General features: G+C 62.8%; 11 protein-coding genes and 1 pseudogene. 10 read left to right on the forward strand and 2 right to left on the reverse strand.

The window, feature by feature from the left end; genetic code table 11:
* The first annotated feature begins 200 nt into the window (after window positions 1-200).
* Window positions 201-1,544, forward strand: coding sequence for a hypothetical protein (locus J5J09_RS06720; RefSeq protein ID WP_208548904.1), 1,344 nt, complete (start codon window positions 201-203; stop codon window positions 1,542-1,544).
* Between the two features lie 44 nt (window positions 1,545-1,588).
* Here J5J09_RS06720 and J5J09_RS06725 read toward each other — a convergent pair whose 3' ends face one another.
* Window positions 1,589-2,335 (reverse strand): hypothetical protein, encoded by a 747-nt coding sequence (locus tag J5J09_RS06725; protein ID WP_208548905.1) that lies wholly within the window; start codon window positions 2,333-2,335, stop codon window positions 1,589-1,591.
* Window positions 2,336-2,977: 642 nt separating this feature from the next.
* On the opposite strand from J5J09_RS06725, the gene J5J09_RS22940 reads away from it, so the two are divergent.
* Together J5J09_RS22940 and J5J09_RS06735 are read left to right on the forward strand one after the other, a co-directional pair.
* Complete coding sequence (locus J5J09_RS22940; RefSeq protein ID WP_208548906.1) at window positions 2,978-4,336, forward strand: calcium-binding protein; 1,359 nt, start codon at window positions 2,978-2,980, stop codon at window positions 4,334-4,336.
* A gap of 326 nt (window positions 4,337-4,662) precedes the next feature.
* A complete protein-coding gene (locus tag J5J09_RS06735) occupies window positions 4,663-6,033 on the forward strand; it encodes a PRC-barrel domain-containing protein (RefSeq protein ID WP_208548907.1) in 1,371 nt (456 codons plus the stop codon).
* Between the two features lie 193 nt (window positions 6,034-6,226).
* Here the strand turns inward: J5J09_RS06735 and J5J09_RS06740 are convergent, their stop codons facing one another.
* Window positions 6,227-6,595 carry a hypothetical protein gene (locus tag J5J09_RS06740; RefSeq protein ID WP_208548908.1) on the reverse strand — a complete coding sequence of 123 codons (369 nt, stop codon included), beginning with the start codon at window positions 6,593-6,595 and terminating at the stop codon, window positions 6,227-6,229.
* Window positions 6,596-6,817: 222 nt separating this feature from the next.
* Here J5J09_RS06740 and J5J09_RS06745 point away from each other — a divergent pair, with 222 nt between their 5' ends.
* The 7 genes and pseudogenes from J5J09_RS06745 to J5J09_RS06775 form a co-directional block, all read left to right on the forward strand.
* Window positions 6,818-8,101 (forward strand): calcium-binding protein, encoded by a 1,284-nt coding sequence (locus J5J09_RS06745; RefSeq protein WP_208548909.1) that lies wholly within the window; start codon window positions 6,818-6,820, stop codon window positions 8,099-8,101.
* Window positions 8,102-8,248: 147 nt separating this feature from the next.
* A complete protein-coding gene (locus J5J09_RS06750) occupies window positions 8,249-9,994 on the forward strand; it encodes a calcium-binding protein (RefSeq protein ID WP_208548910.1) in 1,746 nt (581 codons plus the stop codon).
* 146 nt (window positions 9,995-10,140) lie between these two features.
* Window positions 10,141-11,886 (forward strand): calcium-binding protein, encoded by a 1,746-nt coding sequence (locus J5J09_RS06755; RefSeq protein ID WP_246745795.1) that lies wholly within the window; start codon window positions 10,141-10,143, stop codon window positions 11,884-11,886.
* 356 nt (window positions 11,887-12,242) lie between these two features.
* Window positions 12,243-13,769 carry a calcium-binding protein gene (locus tag J5J09_RS06760; RefSeq protein WP_208548911.1) on the forward strand — a complete coding sequence of 509 codons (1,527 nt, stop codon included), beginning with the start codon at window positions 12,243-12,245 and terminating at the stop codon, window positions 13,767-13,769.
* Between the two features lie 133 nt (window positions 13,770-13,902).
* The gene (locus J5J09_RS06765) at window positions 13,903-15,591 is read left to right on the forward strand and encodes a calcium-binding protein (protein WP_208548912.1); all 1,689 of its coding nucleotides are present in this window, start codon (window positions 13,903-13,905) and stop codon (window positions 15,589-15,591) included.
* A 186-nt stretch (window positions 15,592-15,777) separates the two neighbouring features.
* Complete coding sequence (locus J5J09_RS06770) at window positions 15,778-17,787, forward strand: calcium-binding protein (protein WP_208548913.1); 2,010 nt, start codon at window positions 15,778-15,780, stop codon at window positions 17,785-17,787.
* A 216-nt stretch (window positions 17,788-18,003) separates the two neighbouring features.
* Window positions 18,004-19,351, forward strand: a pseudogene (locus J5J09_RS06775) (hypothetical protein); the annotation flags it as partial.

A 19,351-nucleotide genomic window follows, 5' to 3' on the forward strand; every position in this document is an offset into this window, starting at 1 on the left:
GGGGGAAGACGCCCCCCTCGCATGCCCGATAGATGACCGTGTCTTCGCCCGGTGCCGATCGATCGCGACTGGTGACGGGTCGATACGAGGCGGCTGCCTTCGCTTGCGCGACCGGGTTCCCGGGCGAGGACGCCTGTTGGCCGCCGATGACGTGCCGGGAAGACAGGGATTAAACGCCTGCGAAAACAGAGGTAAGGGCAATGCAGATCATAGGATCAAACTCGATCGGAACGGGCATTCGTGCCGATCTCGGTACGGCGGACGACATCATCGTCCTCTCTGGCTCGGCGATTGGCTCGACGAATAGCAGTGCCATTGTCGGCTCGGGAATTTATCAGCGGGCGGAGATCTACGGCTCCGCCGTTGGCGCTGCTTACGCGATCGAGCTCGGCGACAATCCGCTACTGGACTACGGTAACGCGGTCTGGGTTCACGAGGACGCACTTGTGTACTCGTCTTATGTCGGCATCTGGATGAATTCCTATGCTGGCACGGTGGTGAACGAAGGGAGCATCAAAGGGTATTATGCCGTGCTGGTGGGCGGTCGCGGTGCCTCTTTGACGATCATCACCAACTCGGGTGTGCTGCACGGCGACAACGTCGCGATCACCCGATATACCGACAGCACGGAAAAGATGGTCGTCAACAACAGCGGACTGATCGAGGGCTCCTTTTCCATCAGCGCGAACGGCTACACTGCGGTTGAGGAAATCAACAACACCGGAACGATCCGTGGGAGCATTTACCTCTACGGTGGGGACGACCTCTACAACGGCGCCGCTGGCAGGCTGTCGAGCGGTATCAATGCCGGCGACGGTAACGACCGGTTGTATGGCGGCATCGACAATGACTTATTCTATGGCGACGCTGGCGCCGACATGTTGAAGGGCAATGCCGGCAACGATACGTTAAACGGCGGCGCCGGTGCAGACCGCATGGAGGGCGGCACGGGCAACGACACGTTCTACGTCGACGACGACCACGACGTGGTCGTCGAACTGTCGGGCCAGGGCACCGACACGGTACAAGCGGCGGGTAACTACACGCTTGGCGCCAATGTCGAGAATCTGATCCTCCTCTACAAAACCGACGCGATCGGCGGCACTGGCAATTCGCTTGCCAACACGATTACGGGCAATACCGCCAACAACACGCTGAAGGGTCTGTCCGGCAACGATAAACTGATCGGCGATCTCGGAGCCGACAAGCTCTATGGCGGAACCGGCACCGACCAGTTCATCTTCAAGACCGTGACCGACAGCACCGTCGCCTCGTCGGGACGAGATACGATCTATGACTTCAGCCATGCGCAAAAGGACAGGATCGTACTTTCGTCGATCGATGCCGACACCAAGGCCTCCGGCAACCAGACCTTCACCTTCATCGGCAAGTCGGCCTTCTCCCACGATGCCGGCGAGCTTCGCTACAAGTTCTCCGGCTCCAGCACCATCGTCGAGGGCGATGTCAACGGAGATGGAAAGGCTGATTTCGCCATTCTCCTGTCCACCAAGATCGATCTGGTGAAGGGCGATTTCATCCTGTGACCGAAGCAGTCCGGAACCGCCATTTCCATCGGGGCGGCGGGCGATCAAGCCGTGCCGGCCCCCATCAGGAAACCCTGGATTTCGTAAAGGTTCGCCTGCCACTGCTCGTGCCAGGCCTTGACGCTGTCGAGATGCGCCGTCGCGTCGGCGAGCGCATCCTGGTAGATTTCGTCGGCGTCGTAGCCTTGGTACCAGGATTGTGCGAACTCCCGGATCGTCGGCGCGGTCTCGGCGTCGAAGCGCTCGACGCTAAGTTCGGGAAAGCGCTCCTCCAGGATGGCCTTCACCCGCGCGGCGAGATGATCGACCAGCGCCTCGCCGGACAGCCCGTTCCGCCGCGCCTCCTCCTCCAGCCCCTCAAGGTATCGTTCCGTCCCGTTCGAGGTCACCAGCGTGCCGTCGTCGTTGATATAGGCGTAGAGCGTACCCTCCTTGGAGAAGGTGGCGTGTACGGCGGAACTGTTGTCCGGGTTCATCGCCTCGACATCGGCCACCCGCTTCTCAGCCTGGGCGAGATTGGTGGAGGTGTCGTCGAAGCGCTCGGCCATGAAGGAGATCCACTGATCGAAGCTGACGAAGGATTTTTCCGCCATCTCGGCGGTGAAAAGGTTCGGCCCGAGCGTTCTGGTCTCGCCATCGGGCATGGTGATCGTCGCTCCGGCAAACCCGTCCGGAAATTCCGCCTCCCGCTGGCGCAGGGCATCGAGTGTCTCGCTCTTCTTGTTCCCGTAAAAGGCTTCCAACTGAGAACGCATGGCCGGATCGGTGAGCATCGAGGCGGTGAGTTGCATGGCGAACGACTCCGTGTGGACTTATTGGCAGTATGCTTCGTTTTGCCTTGCCCGGGGCTGACATCTCCATTGCCCGCGCGTCACCGCGCATACCACGAAGAGGGTGCTCTCCTGGCCAGCTCCATTCGGCATTTCAGCAACAGTTTACATTTCTTTCGCGGCCCGCATTCCACGCTGTCGGGCCGGACTCCCGCATGCCGTGAAACTGTGCTTGATTGCAATTCGATGAGGAGCAGCCGGATTTTTACCCCCACGGGACGTGTGGGGGATGGCATTCCGGATCATTGGATGCGTGTCGACCGGCCCCGGCATACCCGCCGGCCCGCCCCGGCGAGCGGCATCGTTGCGATCGCCACCCGCTCTCTTCAGGCCCGCGTACGGCATGCTCCGGTGCGCCCGCCGCGCCGGATATCCCGCTCAGCATCAATGCATGCCCGACGTCTCCATCCCGACGTCGGCAAAATCGGTCTCGTGAAGTCGAATTCCATGCTCTGAACGGTGGCGCGACGACCGCGGCGGGTCGGCTCGCGCTTTCTGCAGAGGACAGAGCCTGGTGCCGGTCCCCATGGGGCCGGCAAGGACGTGCATGCCTGTAAATTCAAGAGCAAACAAACCCAGTTCAGTTGTAGGGGAGTAAGGGTCATGGCATTGCAGATCGCATCATCAACCTCAAGCGGAAGCGGCGTCCGGTTCAATCTCGGCACCACCGACGATATGTTCGTCCTCGCAGGCATCGCCGTCGGCTCGACCGACGGTATCGCCATACAGGGGACCGGAAATTCGCATCAGGCCGATATCTACGGCACCGTCATCGCCCTCTCGACGGCGATCCAGCTCGGGGATTCGTCCTCCCTCGATTATGACAACAGGGCCATCATTCATGCGGGCGCGCTGGTCTATTCGGCAAACTATGTCGGCGTCTGGGCCCAGGGCTACGCGTCTTATGTCATCAACGAGGGCACGATAACGGGTCAGTACGGCGTCGCGGTTGGCGGGATTGCCGGCGGCACGACGACGACGGTCCAGAATTCCGGATCGATCCTGGGCGGGGCTTCGGGCTTCGGCATCATCCGGTTCACCGGCGCCACCGAGAAGATGGTGATCACAAATACCGGACTGATCGAAGGGCAATACGCCTTCTACAGCAATGCCATTGTCGCGGTGGATGAAATTACCAATACCGGAACGATGCGTGGTAACATCTATCTCGATTCCGGCGATGATCTCTACGACGGCCGGAACGGCAGGCTGACAGGCACCGTTGTCGGAGGCTTCGGCGACGACCGCCTTTACGGTGGCGTCGACAATGATACGTTCTACGGCAATGACGGGGCCGACACGCTGAAGGGCAACAACGGCAACGACACGCTGGATGGCGGCGCCGATGCCGACAGGATGGAAGGCGGCGCGGGCAACGACAAGTTCTTTGTCGACAATGTCGGCGATGTCGTCGTCGAACTCTCCGGCAAGGGCACCGACACGGTCGAGTCGACCATTACCTGGACGCTCGGAGCCAATGTCGAAAACCTGATCCTCGCCGGCGCCACGGCGATCAACGGCACGGGCAATTCTCTGGCCAATTCCATGACGGGCAATTCCGCCGCCAACACGCTGAAGGCACTTGAAGGCAACGACAAGCTGACCGGCGACGATGGCGCCGACAAGCTCACCGGCGGCACAGGTGCCGACCAGTTCATCTACAAGGCGCTGACCGACAGCGATGTCGCATCCTCCGGCCGTGACACGATCTACGATTTCAGCCATGCGCAGGGCGACAAGATCAACCTCTCGGCCATCGACGCCCAGGCGAGCACCGGCGGCAACCAGGCCTTCACCTTCATCGGCAAGTCGACCTTCTCTGGCGACGAAGGTCAGCTTCGCTACAAGTTCTCCGGCTCCAACACGATCGTCGAGGGCGATGTCGACGGCAACGGCTCCGCCGATTTCGCCATCCTGCTTGCTGGCAAGCTCACGCTGGTGAAGGGCGATTTCGTCTTGTGACGGCATTGGTCCGCTGCCACCGCTCTGATGGGTGGCCCTCCGGCGCATGGAGACTCCGGTAACATTGCAGTGCCCCAGGATGGGTAGCGGTCGCCTCCGGCTTCGTCCGGGGGCGGCGCGCCACATGACGCAGCCGGACCCGACCTTTGCCGCCTCGCGGCTCCATGCTCTCGCTGCCAAGTCATTGATGTACATGAAGAAGAAGCAAAATTTTTCTGGAACGAATGGCCGTGGCAAGGCTTTGACCTATGCATGCCCGGCGCGGACACCAGTCCGGAGAAGACCGGCGCAAGGAGACCCACACACGACACAGAGAGGAAACACCCATGAAGATGATTTACGTCGCAGCCCTGATGGCGGGTACAGCCCTGGCCCCTGCCGCCGCTGTCGCCCAGCAGACCCCGGACGCGGGAACGACCCAGAACAATGACAGCCGCTATCCCTCGCAGACCGGGCAGGTCGACGCCGGGATGAACGAAGTTCAGAGGAACATCCAGCGCGCGCTTCAGGCATTCGACAACAACGACCTGGAGAGTGCCCGACAGGCCGTCCGCGAGGCGCGTCGCGGACTGAGCCAGCAGGCACAGAACGGCGCCGACGCCGGCAACAATGCGATGAACGGCATCCGCCAGCCTCTGCGACAGGCCGAGCAGGCTCTGGCGCAGCGCGATCCTGAGCGCGCTGAGCAGGCGCTTGAACGCGTCGAGCGGCAGATGGCCAACATGGATCGCCAGCGCCAGGGGAGCAACCAGAGCAACGGTCAGACAGGCTCCGATGTCGTTATCGAGGACGAAGCCTCCATTCGCGTCGACGTGCCGGAACCGGATGTGACGGTGCGCCAGTCGAGCCCGCAGGTCGCCGTGCAGCAACAGCAGCCTGAGATCATCATCCATCAGCCCGCCCCTGTCGTGACGGTCGAGATCCCGCAGCCGCAGGTCACCGTACGCATGCGGGAGCCGGATGTGAATGTCAGTCGCTCGCAGCCCCAGGTCGAGGTCGAACAGGGCCAGCCCGAGGTTCGCGTCAGCGACAGCGAGCCGCAGGTCCGCACGCAGGATGGCCAGCAGGAGCAGGCCAATGTCGAGCTTCAGCGCTCCGGCGAGCCGGTCGTGCGGATGCAGGGCACCGAACAGCAGCCCAATGTTCGCTACACCACGGAGCAGGCCGAGGTTCGGGTGAACCGCGCCGAGGGCGAGCCGCAGATCCGCTACGAGCAGCAGAACCAGCAGCAGGCGAACGCGAACGCCGCCGCAAACCGGCAGGCTGCGGCCGATCGTCTGGCGCGGAATCAAGCTGGCGACGAGATCGACGGCCAGAACACCGCGGCGGTTCGTCAGAGTGACACGAGGGAAGACGCCAACACGGCCGTCGGCCGTGGTTCGACCCGCGACGTGCGTCTGACGGTGGCCGACATCAAGGACTATGACATCGTCGGTGCCAACGGCAACGAACTCGGCGACATCGAAGACGTCGTCTATGTCGACAACCGCCTTTACGCGGTGGTGACATCGGGTGGCTTCCTGGGCCTTGGTGAAGACCGTGCGGCGGTCGCGCTGTCGGCTCTCAACGTCACCGATGAGGAGACGCTGGAGGCCCCGAATGTCACCGAGCGCCAGATCGACGGCATGGCCAACTTCGACAGCAGCCGCTATTCGGCCCTGCCGGACGACCACCCGGTCATCCTCGGCGCCCGGTAAGACGCGGCTGACAAAAGTCACTGAGGATTCCAAGGCGGCAGGCGCACCTGCCGCCTTTTTTATGTCCGCAAACGAGTGCGATGCCCTCTTGGGAAGGGCGGAGGTGCTCGCAAAACCTCCAACACAAAAAAAACGGTGCGGCCTGGGCCGCACCGTCTCCGTGAGAGGAGCTCACGTTGTGTCCGCTGCCGGACTAGTTGCTGTCAGAGGTTCCGGAAGACCCGGAAGTCCCCGACGTGTCCGAGCCGGACGTTCCCATGCCGCGCATCGGCGGGTCGATCACCATGAGCACGGTATTGCCGTCCTCGGTCTGCGCACGCACGAGATAGGAAGCGTCGAGAATTTCGACCTGCTGAAAACCGGCTTCGTTCAGCCGGTCGCGAACATTGTTCTGCGCCGTGGTCGGATCGATTCCGCCGGTGCCGCTCTGGCTGGAGCCGGTCGACGTCGTCGACGACGTGCCGGTATCGGTCGTATCCGCGGATTGTGCCAGCGCCGGAGCCGCAAGCAGCGAAAGGGCAAAGGCCGGCGCGAAGATCCGGTTGGTCCTGGTGGAAAGCATGGTGTCTCCTTTTCTGTTTCTCCTTCTGGGTGAACGAGCCTCGGTAAAGAGCACTCGAGAACCGAACAGAGCAGGCGCGCCATTGTTTCGAAAAAAGATCGGAAAAATCCGGGCGGACAGGGCAGGGCTCGAACTCGCCCGGCAAGCCTCGCCGCGCGGCGATCCCCAAATCTTTACATTTTTCCTGCATGATGACGTCGAACACGACATCGGGTCCCGCGTATGGCGAAGAACTACAGCGATTTCCTGAAGGCGCTCGGCGATCGCGAATCCGGCGGCAATTACAGCGCCGTCAACCGCTACGGCTATCTCGGCAAATACCAGATGGGCGAGCTGGCGATGATCGATCTCGGCTATTATCGCCGCGACGGAACGTCGACCAACGACTGGAAATCGTCCTACTTCACCGGCAAGGACGGCATCCTCTCCAAGGCCGATTTCCTGGCGAGCCCCGCCGTGCAGGAAAAGGCGGTGAAGGCCTACATGGTGCTGCAATGGCGCTACATGGCCTCCGTCCAGCAATACGAGGGCCAGACGGTCAACGGCACGAAGATCACGCTGTCGGGCATGCTGGCCGGTGCCCATCTGGTCGGCGCCGGCTCGGTCGCCAAATATCTGAAATCCGGCGGCGACAGCGCCAGCTATGACGGCAACGGCGTCTCCGTCCTGAACTACGTCAAGCTCTTCGCCGGTTACGCCACGCCGTTTTCCTACGATCATGACAAGGCCGCGACGCTGACCGGCGGCAAGGGCGTCGATCTCTTCGATGCCGGCGGCGGTGACGACACGCTCTACGGCTATGGCGGCAACGACACGCTGAAGGGCGGTTCCGGCCATGACCGGCTCTACGGCGGCACCGGAAACGACCTGATGAACGGCGGCTCCGGCGCCGACCGCATGGAAGGCGGCACCGGCAACGACACCTATTATGTCAACCACATCGGCGACGTGGTCATCGAGGCCTCCGGCGCAGGCACCGACACGATACGGTCGTCGATATCGCTGACGCTTCCCGCCAATGTCGAACACCTCGTGCTGACAGGATCGAAGCCGCTTTCCGCCACCGGCAATTCGCTCTCCAACACGCTATCAGGCAATGCCGGAGACAACCTGCTGAAAGGGCAGGGCGGCAACGATACGCTGGTCGGCGGCGCCGGTGCCGACCGGCTCTACGGCGGCTCCGGCGCCGATCGGTTCGTCTTCAAGGCGCTGTCCGACAGCACGGTGGCCTCCGCCGGCCGCGACATGATCCACGATTTTTCGCGCAGCCAGGGCGACAAGATCGACCTTTCGGCCATCGACGCCTCGACCAGGTCCTCCGGCAACCAGGCCTTCTCCTTCATCGGCGAAAAATCGGCCTTCACCGGCACCGCCGGCGAGCTCCGCTATGTGAATTCCGGCGGCGATACCTTCGTCTACGGTGACGTCGACGGCGACCGCAAGGCCGATTTCGCGATACGCATCGATGCCGACATCAATCTCGTAAAGGGCGATTTCATCCTCTGAGCCGCCCGCCGGGTCCTCCGCAGCCGCGCCGGTCCAAAGGTTGCATGCATCGTATTTTCCCTCGTCAGACCTGACCTTTTATGGTTCTAGTCGCCGAACGAGCCCCGATGGCGGTGGGGTGCCGAGGCGTCACGAGGGAGAACGCGCATGGTTGTGCAGATCATAGACAACACCTTCAGCGGCAGCATCGATCTGTCAACGACCGACGACCTCCTGCTGACCGACTACACGGTGATCCAGTCGAGCGGCAATGCCGTCACCGGCTCCGGCTCCGGTCATCGCGTCGATGTCTACGGCAACATCACCTCGGGCTCCCACGCCATCGCCTTCTCGGAGTTCGGTCAATCCGACAACGGCGTCACCGTGCGCGAGAGCGGCATCGTCTACGGGCGTATCTCGGCGATCCGGATGTTCTCGGCCAACGGCTTCATCGACAATGACGGCGAACTGATCGGCAAGAATTTCGGCATCTCCCTGCGCGGCGACAACAACGTCATCAATAATGGCGGATCGATCCGCTCCAACAGTGTCGGCATCAACGACGATGGCGGCCGCGTGACCATCGACAATTCCGGCGACATCACGGGAAAGGACGCTGCCGTCTCCCTGGTGAACGGGGTCGGCGGCACGTCGGTGATTACCAATAGCGGCACCATCGTGGCGACCGCCGCCTCCAACGCCGCCATCTACCACTTCTCGTCGGTGACGGCGCGGGTGGAAATGACCAATACCGGCACCGTCACCAGTTCCGGCCTCTCCTACAGGTCGAACGGCGCCCTGGTGGTCGATATCCTCACCAATAGCGGGACCATGACCGGCGGCATACAGCTCGGTGGCGGTGACGACACCTATGACGGGCGTCTCGGAACGGTGGCGGGCACGGTCTACGGCGAGGACGGCAACGATACGCTTAAGGGTGGGTCGGGCGCGGAGACCTTCAACGGTGGCGCGGGCAACGACATCCTCGACGGCGGGGCCGGTGCGGATACGCTGATCGGCGGTACTGGAGACGACACCTATTACGTCGACAACGCCGGCGACGTGGTGACGGAGGATGCTGATGCCGGAACAGACACCGTCAACGCCTCGGTGAGCTACACGCTCGCCGCCAATGTCGAGCACCTCGTTCTGACCGGCAGCGGCAATATCAACGCCACCGGCAACGCGCTCGACAACACGCTCACGGGAAACAGCGGCAACAACGTCCTGAACGGCGGGGCAGGGGCCGACACCATGACCGGCGGCTCGGGCAACGACACCTACTATATCGATAATGCCGGCGACGTGATCGTCGAGGCCGCCAACGGCGGCACGGATACGGTGCGCACCACTCTTTCGCACCGCCTTGCTGCCAATATCGAGAATCTGGTGCTCACGGGTTCGGGCAATACCGAGGGGATCGGCAATACCGGCAACAACACGCTATCAGGCAATTCCGGCGCCAACATCCTGAAGGGCAGCGCCGGAAACGACACGCTGAACGGCGGCGCCGGCAATGACCGGCTGGAGGGCGGTTCGGGCAACGACGTCCTTTACGGCGGCGCCGGCGCGGACAAGCTCTACGGCAGTTCGGGCGCCGATCGCTTCGTCTTCAAGGCGCTTTCGGATTCGACCGTCTCCTCTTCCGGCCGCGACACGATCTACGATTTCACCCAGAGCCATGGCGACCGCATAGACCTCTCGGCCATCGACGCCTCGACCAAATCCTCCGGCAACCAGGCCTTCTCTTTCATCGGCGAGAAGGCCTATTCCGGCAAGGCGGGCGAGCTGCGCTACGTCAACAAGGACGGCGATACTTTCCTCTACGGCGACGTCAACGGCGACAAGAAGTCCGACTTCATGATCGCCTTCGACAAGACCATCGATTTCGTGAAGGGCGATTTCATCCTGTAACGCGCCGGCGACACCGGATCGTCCGGTCCGGTCCAAAGGTTGCATGCATCGTAATATCTCTCGTCAGACCTGACCTTTTATGGTTCTAGTCGCCGAAGGCGGGCCGCTGGCGGGGCGGCGCCACGGTTTGACGAGGAGACCCCTGCATGGCCACGATAACCCTGTCGGAACTGGACGGCGACGGCATCGATCTGGCGACGGATGACACCCTTGTCATCACGCGCTTCGGCAGCATTGCGATGGCGGACGGCGGGAGCGCGGTCTACGTCACCGGCTCCGGAAACAGCATCGATGTCGCCGGCAGCATTGTCGCCTACAGCGTCTGTATCGCATTTCAACCGGGCCAGACCGGCAACACCGTGACAATCGGAGAGCATGGCTATCTCTACTCTGCCGGAAGTGCGATCCAGCTTCGGTCAGACAACAGCGTCGTCGAGAATGACGGCGTGATCAGGGCGTTGAACTACGGCTTTATGATGGAAGGCGAGGGCGTCAGTTTGACAAACCGGGGCATTATCTCGTCGAACGCCGTGGGCATCACCACTGCCATCGGGTCTATGACGGTCGACAATTCCGGAGAACTCTACGGCACCCGCTGGGCCATGGCGATCGGGGGCACGGGAACGAAGACCATCGGCAACAGCGGTGTCATCGAGGGTGGCTACAGCGGCACCAACGCGGCCACGTTCTGGGTCACGGGCGCGATCGAGCGGGTGGAACTGACCAATACCGGCCGCATTTACAGCCCGGACAAGGCTTACCTGTCGGACGGTGTGGCCGCGGTCGACATCATCACCAATTCCGGCACGATCGAAGGCACGATCCGGCTCGGCGCCTTGGCCGACACCTATGACGGCCGCCTCGGCACGGTGACAGGCACGGTCTATGGCGAGGACGGCAACGACACGCTTAAGGGCGGGTCGGGTGCGGAGACGCTGGACGGCGGCGCGGGCGACGATATCCTGAACGGCGGCGGCGGCGCCGATATCCTGATCGGCGGCACAGGCGACGATATCTATTATGTCGACACGGCAGGCGACGGGGTTTTGGAGAATACCGGCGAAGGCACCGACACCATCAATGCCTCGATCAGCTACACGCTGACGGCCAATGTCGAGCACCTCGTTCTGACCGGCAGCGGCAACCTCAACGGCACCGGCAACGCGCTCGACAACACGATCACGGGGAACAGCGGCAACAACGTGCTCAACGGCGGGGCAGGGGCCGACACCATGACCGGCGGCTCGGGCAACGACACCTACTATATCGACAATGCCGGCGACGTGATCGTCGAGGCGGCGAACGGCGGCACGGATACCGTCCGCTCCACTCTCACCCACACTCTGTCGGCCAATTTCGAAAACCTGGCCCTGCTCGGCAGCGGCAACCTCAACGGCACCGGCAACACCGGCAACAACACGCTATCAGGCAATTCAGGCGCCAACATCCTGAAGGGCAGCGCCGGCAATGACACGCTGAGCGGCGGCGCCGGCAATGACCGGCTGGAGGGCGGTTCGGGCAACGACGTCCTTTACGGCGGGACCGGCGCGGACAAGCTCTACGGCAGTTCGGGCGCCGATCGCTTCGTCTTCAAGGCGCTCGCCGACAGCACCGTCTCCTCTTCCGGCCGCGACATGATCTACGACTTCACCCACAGCCACGGCGACCGCATCGACCTCTCGGCTATCGACGCCTCGACCAAATCGTCCGGCAACCAGGCCTTCTCCTTCATCGGCGAAAAGGCCTACTCCGGCAAGGCCGGCGAACTGCGCTACGTCAACTCGAACGGCGACACCTTCCTCTACGGCGACGTCAACGGCGACAAGAAATCCGATTTCATGATCGCCTTCGACAAGACCATCGACTTCGTCAAGGGCGATTTCATCCTCTGAAGCCGCTTGCCATCCGCCGACGGCTGGCCCGGTTGGCCGCGTGGTTGGATATCCCTGGCCCGGCACCTCGACCCCTTTTTGGTCGGCCCGACCTGTGACGGACGACACTCGTCCCCTCCCGAGATCGTGACAGCATCAGCGCAGGTCGTTTCTTTCCGGCAGGTGTCGCCGGGCCGCATGTCTTCCTCTGGCGTCGCCCCGCCGGAAAAGACGGTTGCCTTTCGAGACCTCAGGCAGGGGAACCACCAAAACTAGTCGCCGCGATGTCAGGAAATCTGTCGTTCGCGGGCATTGAAAGCCCTTAGATGGGGCGTTGCATTGATTTCGTTTCAGAACGCAGGGAATAGGGGAAGAAAATGGTGTTTCGCATCATCAACTCAGACACGGTTCCGGCGAGCGGGATCGCAGCCAACCTGTCGACCACGGACAGCATCATCGTCCTTTCGGGTGTCACGCTTGGAACCACTGCCGCCGTCGCCATCGACGGCGCCGGTGACAACCACCTCGTGGAGGTCTTCGGCAATGTCGTCTCGACCGCCAACCTTACGTTCACGTTTGCTGCCATCATTCTGGGCAGTACCGGATCGGTCAATTTCGGCCAGGTTGTGAACCTCTACGAAGGAGCGATGGTCTATTCGGCCACGACCGCCGTCTCGCTCTTCTCCTTCGATAATGCGATCGACAATGCCGGCCGGATACAGGCCGGGACCGTCGGTATCTCCCTGACCAATGTCTCCACCACGACCACCACGACCATCGACAACAGCGGCTCGATCCTCGCCACCGCCGACGCAGGCATCGGCATCCGCCGTCTAAACGCTTCCACCGAGCGCGTGGTGCTCACCAATACCGGGCTGATCGAGGCCGGCAGCTTCGCCTATACCTCCAACGTCACCCCCGTCGCCATCGACGAGATCACCAATAGCGGCCGCATCGTCGGCGACATCAGCCTGTTCGGCGGAGACGACGTCTATGACGGCCGGTCCGGCCGGCTCTCAGGCGATGTGGACGCCGGTGACGGCGCCGACCGCATCCTGGGCGGGATCGACAACGACACCTTCGTCGGCGGTGCCGGCAACGATACGCTCGATGGCGGGGGTGGCAACGACAATCTGTCGGGCGGCACAGGGGCCGACACGCTCGTTGGCGGCGATGGCAATGACAGCCTGTCGGGGGGTGCCGACAACGATACGCTGAAGGGGGGATCCGGCAATGATACGCTGGATGGCGGCACGGGCGCCGACCGCATGGAAGGCGGGACCGGCAACGACATCTTCGTCGTCGACACTATCGGCGATGTGGTGGTCGAGGCGGCGAACGGCGGCACTGACACGGTCCAGTCCTCCATCGCCTTTACGCTTTCGACCCATTTCGAGAAGCTGACATTGACCGGCAGCGGCAACATCGCCGGCACCGGCAACGCCGCCGCCAACACGCTCACAGGCAATACCGGCAACAACGCCCTGAAGGGGCTCGCCGGCAACGATACGATCAATGGCGGAGCCGGCAACGATCTCCTCACCGGCGGCACAGGCGCCGACAAGCTGACCGGCGGCATCGGCGCGGACCGCTTCATCTTCACCGCGCTCTCCGACTCGACCGTCTCCTCCTCCGGCCGCGACATGATCCTCGATTTCTCGCACAGCCAGGGCGACCGGATCGATCTCTCGGCTATCGACGCCTCGACCAAATCCTCCGGCAACCAGGCCTTCACCTTCATCGGCGAAAAGACCGCCTTCACCGGCAAGGCGGGCGAACTGCGCTATACCAATTCCGGCGGCGACACCTTCATCCATGGCGATGTCAACGGCGACAAGGTCTCCGACTTCTCCATCCGCCTCGACGCCGACATCAATCTCGTGAAGGGCGATTTCATCCTGTGACGGTCATCTGAACGCCAGTTCCGCAACGCGCCCAGTTTTGGACGTTTTGCGGGCCGATCCGCCCAATTTTGACTTTTGACTCGGCAAGGCCGCTGGCGACATCTCCCGTTCAACGCAACAGGAGATTTTGGCCATGGCCACCCAGACATTTACCGGCATCACCGCCCAGTCAGGCTTCCCCGCTTTCCTTGGCCAAACGGACAACGCCGAGATTGCCGCCGATGCCTTCCTCGCCAGCACCAGCCTGTTTGACTCGGCGGTCTGGTCCACCGGATCCAACCAGACCATCGATGTTTACGGGACGGTGTATGGGCGCACCTATTCGATCCAGGCGGGTACGAGCGGCACCTCGACCAACCAGACGATCAACGTCTACGCCGGTGCCTCGGTGCTCGCCGGTGGCGGCATATCGATCTCCGCGTCCAACTCCACGCTCACCAATGCCGGCAAGATCGCCGGCGCCTACGGTCTCTATTACAATGGAGCCGCAAGCGGCGATGGCGGCACGATCACCAACAGCGGCATCATCGCCGCCTCCGGCAACGACGATTATTATGCCGCGATCTACAATTCCGGCGAGGAGAAGCTGACGACCGTCAACACCGGGGTGCTCCAGGGCAGCATCTACGCCTATATCGGATCGGAATATGAGGAGGCGGTCGACGACCTGACCAACAGCGGCCGCATCGCCGGTGCCGTCAAGTTCGGCGGCGGCGACGACCGTTACGATGGCCGCCTCGGCACCATCAGCGGCGCCATCTACGGCGAGGCCGGCAACGACACGCTGCTCGGTGGCACCGGCAACGAAACCCTCGACGGCGGCGATGGCAACGACACGCTCGATGGCGGCGCTGGCGCGGACACTTTGGTGGGTGGTGCGGGCGATGACAGCCTTGACGGCGGCACGGGCGCCGACGCCATGGCCGGTGGTGCCGGCGACGACACCTATTACGTCGACAATGCCGCCGACACCGTCACGGAAGCGGCGGGCGAGGGCACCGATCTCGTGATCGCAAGCCGCAGCTGGACGCTTGGCGCCAATATCGAGAACCTGACCTTGACCGGCAGCGGCAATCTCTCCGGCACCGGCAATACGCTCGCCAATGTCATCACCGGCAATGACGGGGACAACGCCCTCTCCGGTGGTGCCGGTAACGACACGCTTTATGGCAATGCCGGCTACGACACGCTTGACGGTGGCGCAGGCGCCGACCGCATGGAAGGCGGCGCCGGCAATGACACCTATTACGTCGACAATTCCGGCGACGTGGTCGTCGAGGCCTCGGGCGCCGGCACCGACACGGTGAGCTCGAGCATCTCCTACACCCTGACGACCAATGTCGAGACCCTGGTTCTCACCGGCTCCGGCAATCTGAGTGGCAAGGGCAACGCCTCGGCCAACACGATTACCGGCAATACCGGCAACAACACGCTGCGCGGCGAGGCCGGAAACGATATCCTGACCGGCGGCAAGGGCGCCGACAAGCTCTACGGCGGCACCGGCGCCGACCGCTTCGTCTTCAAGGCGCTCTCCGACTCGACGGTGTCCTCCTCCGGCCGCGACATGATCTACGATTTCAGCCACAGCCAGGGCGACCGGATCGATCTCTCCGCCATCGACGCCAGCACCAAAAGCTCCGGGAACCAGGCCTTCTCCTTCATCGGCGAGAAGGCCTATTCCGGCAAGGCCGGCGAACTCCGCTACGTCAATTCCGGCGGCGACACCTTCATCTATGGCGACGTCAACGGCGACAAGAAATCCGATTTCGCGATCAAGATCGATGCCAATATCGACCTCGTGAAGGGCGATTTCATCCTCTGATACGAACGGAATCCGCCTCGGTCTCGTCCATGGGAGAGAGCGAGGCGGACCGCTCCGGCCCTCGCGCCGGTGCGATCCCCCATGTTCATGGCATGTTGCAAATCGCGGGTCTGTGGTTGTGTCAGGCTCGGACAGCCGGCGCATGCGACCGGCAAAAGCGATTTTTGATCACGGGGAGCGAATACAGTGGCCGATCGGACCTTCTCTGGAGTGACCGTCGAGGACAGCTACGCCGCATTTATCGACAGCGGCGATAACGTGACAGTCGCAGCCGGCGCTCTGCTCGCCGGCACGGGCTTCATCGGCACCGGTCTTACACTGCTCAGCAACAGTGAAGCCGATATCTACGGCACCGTCTTCGGCACCTTCCAGTCGATAGCCGTCAGCGGAAACCCTTCGGCGGCCGGCAATATCGTCGTCCGCATCCACCGCAACGGCGCCGTGACCTCGGAGAACGACGGTTTCTACGTCTACTCCTCCGGCGCTTCCATCGACAATGCCGGCACGATCAGCGGCGGCTTTGGCATCGGCGTCAGCGCGTCCGGCCTTGGCCCCTCAACCATCGTCAACAGCGGTTCGATCATCGGCCATGGCCCGGACACCTACGACGCCGGCATCCTGCAGATGGGGACCGAGCGGCTGGTCGTCACCAATACCGGTCTGATCAAGGCCGCCGTGTCCTCCTTCAATGGACTGCTTGGCGGCGCTGTCTCGGAGATCACCAATAGCGGCCTGATGGTGGGGCAGGTTCTGCTCGGCGGCGGCGCCGACCTCTATGACGGCCGCCTCGGCTTCGTCGACGGCATCGTCTACGGCGGCGACGGCAACGACACCCTGCGCGGCGGCCTGGGCGACGAGACGCTGAATGGCGAGGAGGACGACGATACGCTGGAGGGCAATGGCGGCGCCGACACGCTGATCGGCGGCAATGGCAATGACAGCCTCGACGGCGGTTCGGGCGACGATCTGCTGCAGGGTGACGCCGGCAACGACACTCTCGATGGCGGCACCGGCGCCGACACGATGGAAGGCGGCACTGGCGACGATACCTATCATGTCGACGATGCCGGCGACGTGGTGAGCGAGGACGATGGTGCCGGAACCGACATCGTGCGCGCGGCGATCTCCTATGTGTTGACGGCCAATGTCGAGAACCTGACGCTGACCGGCTCCGGCAACATCAGCGGCACCGGAAACGATCTCGACAACACCATCATCGCCAATGCGGGTGACAACACGCTTTCCGGCGGCGGCGGCGATGACGACCTCTACGGCGCCGACGGCAGCGACATCATCGACGGCGGCACGGGCGCCGACATGATGGATGGCGGCACCGGCGACGATACCTATTATGTCGACAATGCCGGCGACACCGTGGTCGAGGGCTCGGGCGCCGGCACCGACACCGTCCGCGCCACGATCTCCTACACGCTGGCCGACAATGTGGAAAAGCTCATCCTGGCCGGCACGTCCGGCCTGTCGGGCACCGGCAACGGCCTTGCCAACACGCTGACGGGCAATGCCGGCAACAACACGCTCGACGGCGGCGCAGGCGCCGACCGGATGGAAGGCGGCGCCGGCAACGACACCTATGTCGTCGACAATTCCGGCGACACGGTCGTCGAGGGATCGAGCGCCGGCACGGACACGGTCCGCGCCTCCGTCTCCCATACGCTTGCCACAAACGTCGAGAACCTGATCCTGACAGGCTCCGGCAACATCGCCGGCACCGGCAACTCCGCCGCCAACGCCATGACAGGCAATGCCGGCAACAACACGTTGAAGGGGCTCTCCGGCAACGACACGCTGAAGGGCGAGGGCGGCAACGATTATCTCACCGGCGGGGCAGGGGCCGACAAGCTCTACGGTGGATCGGGCGCCGACCGCTTCATCTTCACCGCGACCGCCGACTCCACCGTCTCCTCCTCCGGCCGCGACATGATCTACGATTTCAGCCACGGCCAGGGCGACAGGATCGACCTCTCGGCCATCGACGCCTCGACAAAGTCTTCCGGCAACCAGGCCTTCTCCTTCATCGGCGAGAAGGCCTATTCCGGCAAGGCGGGCGAACTGCGCTACGTCAATTCCGGCGGCGACACTTACGTCTACGCCGACGTCAACGGCGACAAGGCGTCCGACTTCGCCATCCGCATCGACGCAAACATCGACCTCGTGAAGGGCGATTTCATCCTCTGAGGCCGAAGGTTGTGCCGCGTCCCACCAATGCCGACGCCGGCCGACGAATTCGGCGCTGCCACGATCAAAAATGGACGGCGACTCCGCTTTGCCGTCCCGCTAGCCTCCGCGCCAACGACAGGCCGCATCCGGGCCGTATGAGGACGCTCCTTTCCGAAATGTCCCATCCGGTCCGCCCGCCTGTCCCAGAAAGACTGTGCGGGAGGCGGAAGGATCATGACGGCAAGAGCGACCGGTGGCAGCGAGACCATCGTCAACACCACGACTGACGGCTTTCAGTCCGATAGCATGATCGCCATGCTTGCTGATGGTGGCTGGGTGGTGACATGGACAGAGATTAAGGAGGGCGCTAGCGAAGTCGATATTTCCATGCAGCGTTATGGCGCTGATGGCACTGCAATTGGCGGTCAGACGCGTGTGAACACGATCGACGCTGCCTCACAGGATTCTGCGGTGACCGGTCTGTCGGATGGCGGCTGGGTCGTGACATGGATGTCTTATTTGCAGGACGGCAGCGACGACATTTTCCTGTTGCAGCAACGCTTCGATGCCGAGGGGGAGCCCGTGGGGTCTGAAACCAGGATCGGCGCATCATCGGGCACGCATCTCTATTCGCCCGAGGTTGCTGCGCTTGCCGATGGTGGGTGGGTGGTCACTTGGCACGATTGGAACTCGGAAAACGGAAGTTCGTCTGTATACCAGCAGCGGTTCGCAGCCGACGGCTCCTCCAGCGGCGACGCCGACCTCGTCCCCACCGACACGGAGAGCAATCAGTCCTATGCCGAAGTCGAGACGCTCTCGGATGGTGGTTGGGTTGTGGTCTGGCTATCCTACGGCCAGGACGGCGACGCATTCGGTGTCTTTCAGCAACGCTATGCCGCCGATGGCTCTACCGTCGGCCCGGAACAACAGGTCAACACCGTTGTTGATGGCAACCAGTTTTTACGCTCGGTCACGGCGCTTTCTGACGGCGGCTGGCTCGTCACTTGGGACTCTCCGGATGGAGACGGGAATATCGACGTCTATCAGCAACGTTTTCGCGCGAATGGCATTGCCGAAGGCGGAGAGCGACGCGTCAACACCACCACCGCCGCGACCCAGAGCGCCGCGGTTTCGACGGGGCTTGCCGATGGCGGCTGGGTCGTGATCTGGACGTCCTTGAGGCAAGACGGGGACGAATGGGGCCTTTTCCAACAGCGCTACGACGCGGACGGCAATGCGATCGGCGGCGAGACGCAGGTCACGATCCAAACTCTCGGGTCGCAACAAGACCCGCAGGTCTCGGCCCTTGCCAATGGCGGGTGGGTGGTAACGTGGGGTACGATCAAGAATTACGATTTCGATGTCTACCAACGCGTCTTCGCCACCGACATCGACGGCACCGCTCTGGCCGACACGCTGGAAGGCACCGCCTTTGACGAGACCATCCGCGCCTACGGCGGCAATGATACGCTCGACGGCGCCGGCGGCAACGACATCATGCTCGGCGGCTTCGGCAACGATACCTACATCGTCGACTCGGCCGGCGACCAGGTCCAGGAAATGGCCGCCCAGGGCACCGACA

Source organism: Ciceribacter sp. L1K22, from assembly GCF_017599385.1.
Lineage (GTDB): Bacteria > Pseudomonadota > Alphaproteobacteria > Rhizobiales > Rhizobiaceae > Allorhizobium.

Coding starts and splice junctions, on each gene's coding strand:
- J5J09_RS06720 (WP_208548904.1), top strand. CDS start 201: ATGCAGATCATAGGATCAAACTCGATCGGAACGGGCATTCGTGCCGAT.
- J5J09_RS06725 (WP_208548905.1), bottom strand. CDS start 2,335: ATGCAACTCACCGCCTCGATGCTCACCGATCCGGCCATGCGTTCTCAG.
- J5J09_RS22940 (WP_208548906.1), top strand. CDS start 2,978: ATGGCATTGCAGATCGCATCATCAACCTCAAGCGGAAGCGGCGTCCGG.
- J5J09_RS06735 (WP_208548907.1), top strand. CDS start 4,663: ATGAAGATGATTTACGTCGCAGCCCTGATGGCGGGTACAGCCCTGGCC.
- J5J09_RS06740 (WP_208548908.1), bottom strand. CDS start 6,595: ATGCTTTCCACCAGGACCAACCGGATCTTCGCGCCGGCCTTTGCCCTT.
- J5J09_RS06745 (WP_208548909.1), top strand. CDS start 6,818: ATGGCGAAGAACTACAGCGATTTCCTGAAGGCGCTCGGCGATCGCGAA.
- J5J09_RS06750 (WP_208548910.1), top strand. CDS start 8,249: ATGGTTGTGCAGATCATAGACAACACCTTCAGCGGCAGCATCGATCTG.
- J5J09_RS06755 (WP_246745795.1), top strand. CDS start 10,141: ATGGCCACGATAACCCTGTCGGAACTGGACGGCGACGGCATCGATCTG.
- J5J09_RS06760 (WP_208548911.1), top strand. CDS start 12,243: ATGGTGTTTCGCATCATCAACTCAGACACGGTTCCGGCGAGCGGGATC.
- J5J09_RS06765 (WP_208548912.1), top strand. CDS start 13,903: ATGGCCACCCAGACATTTACCGGCATCACCGCCCAGTCAGGCTTCCCC.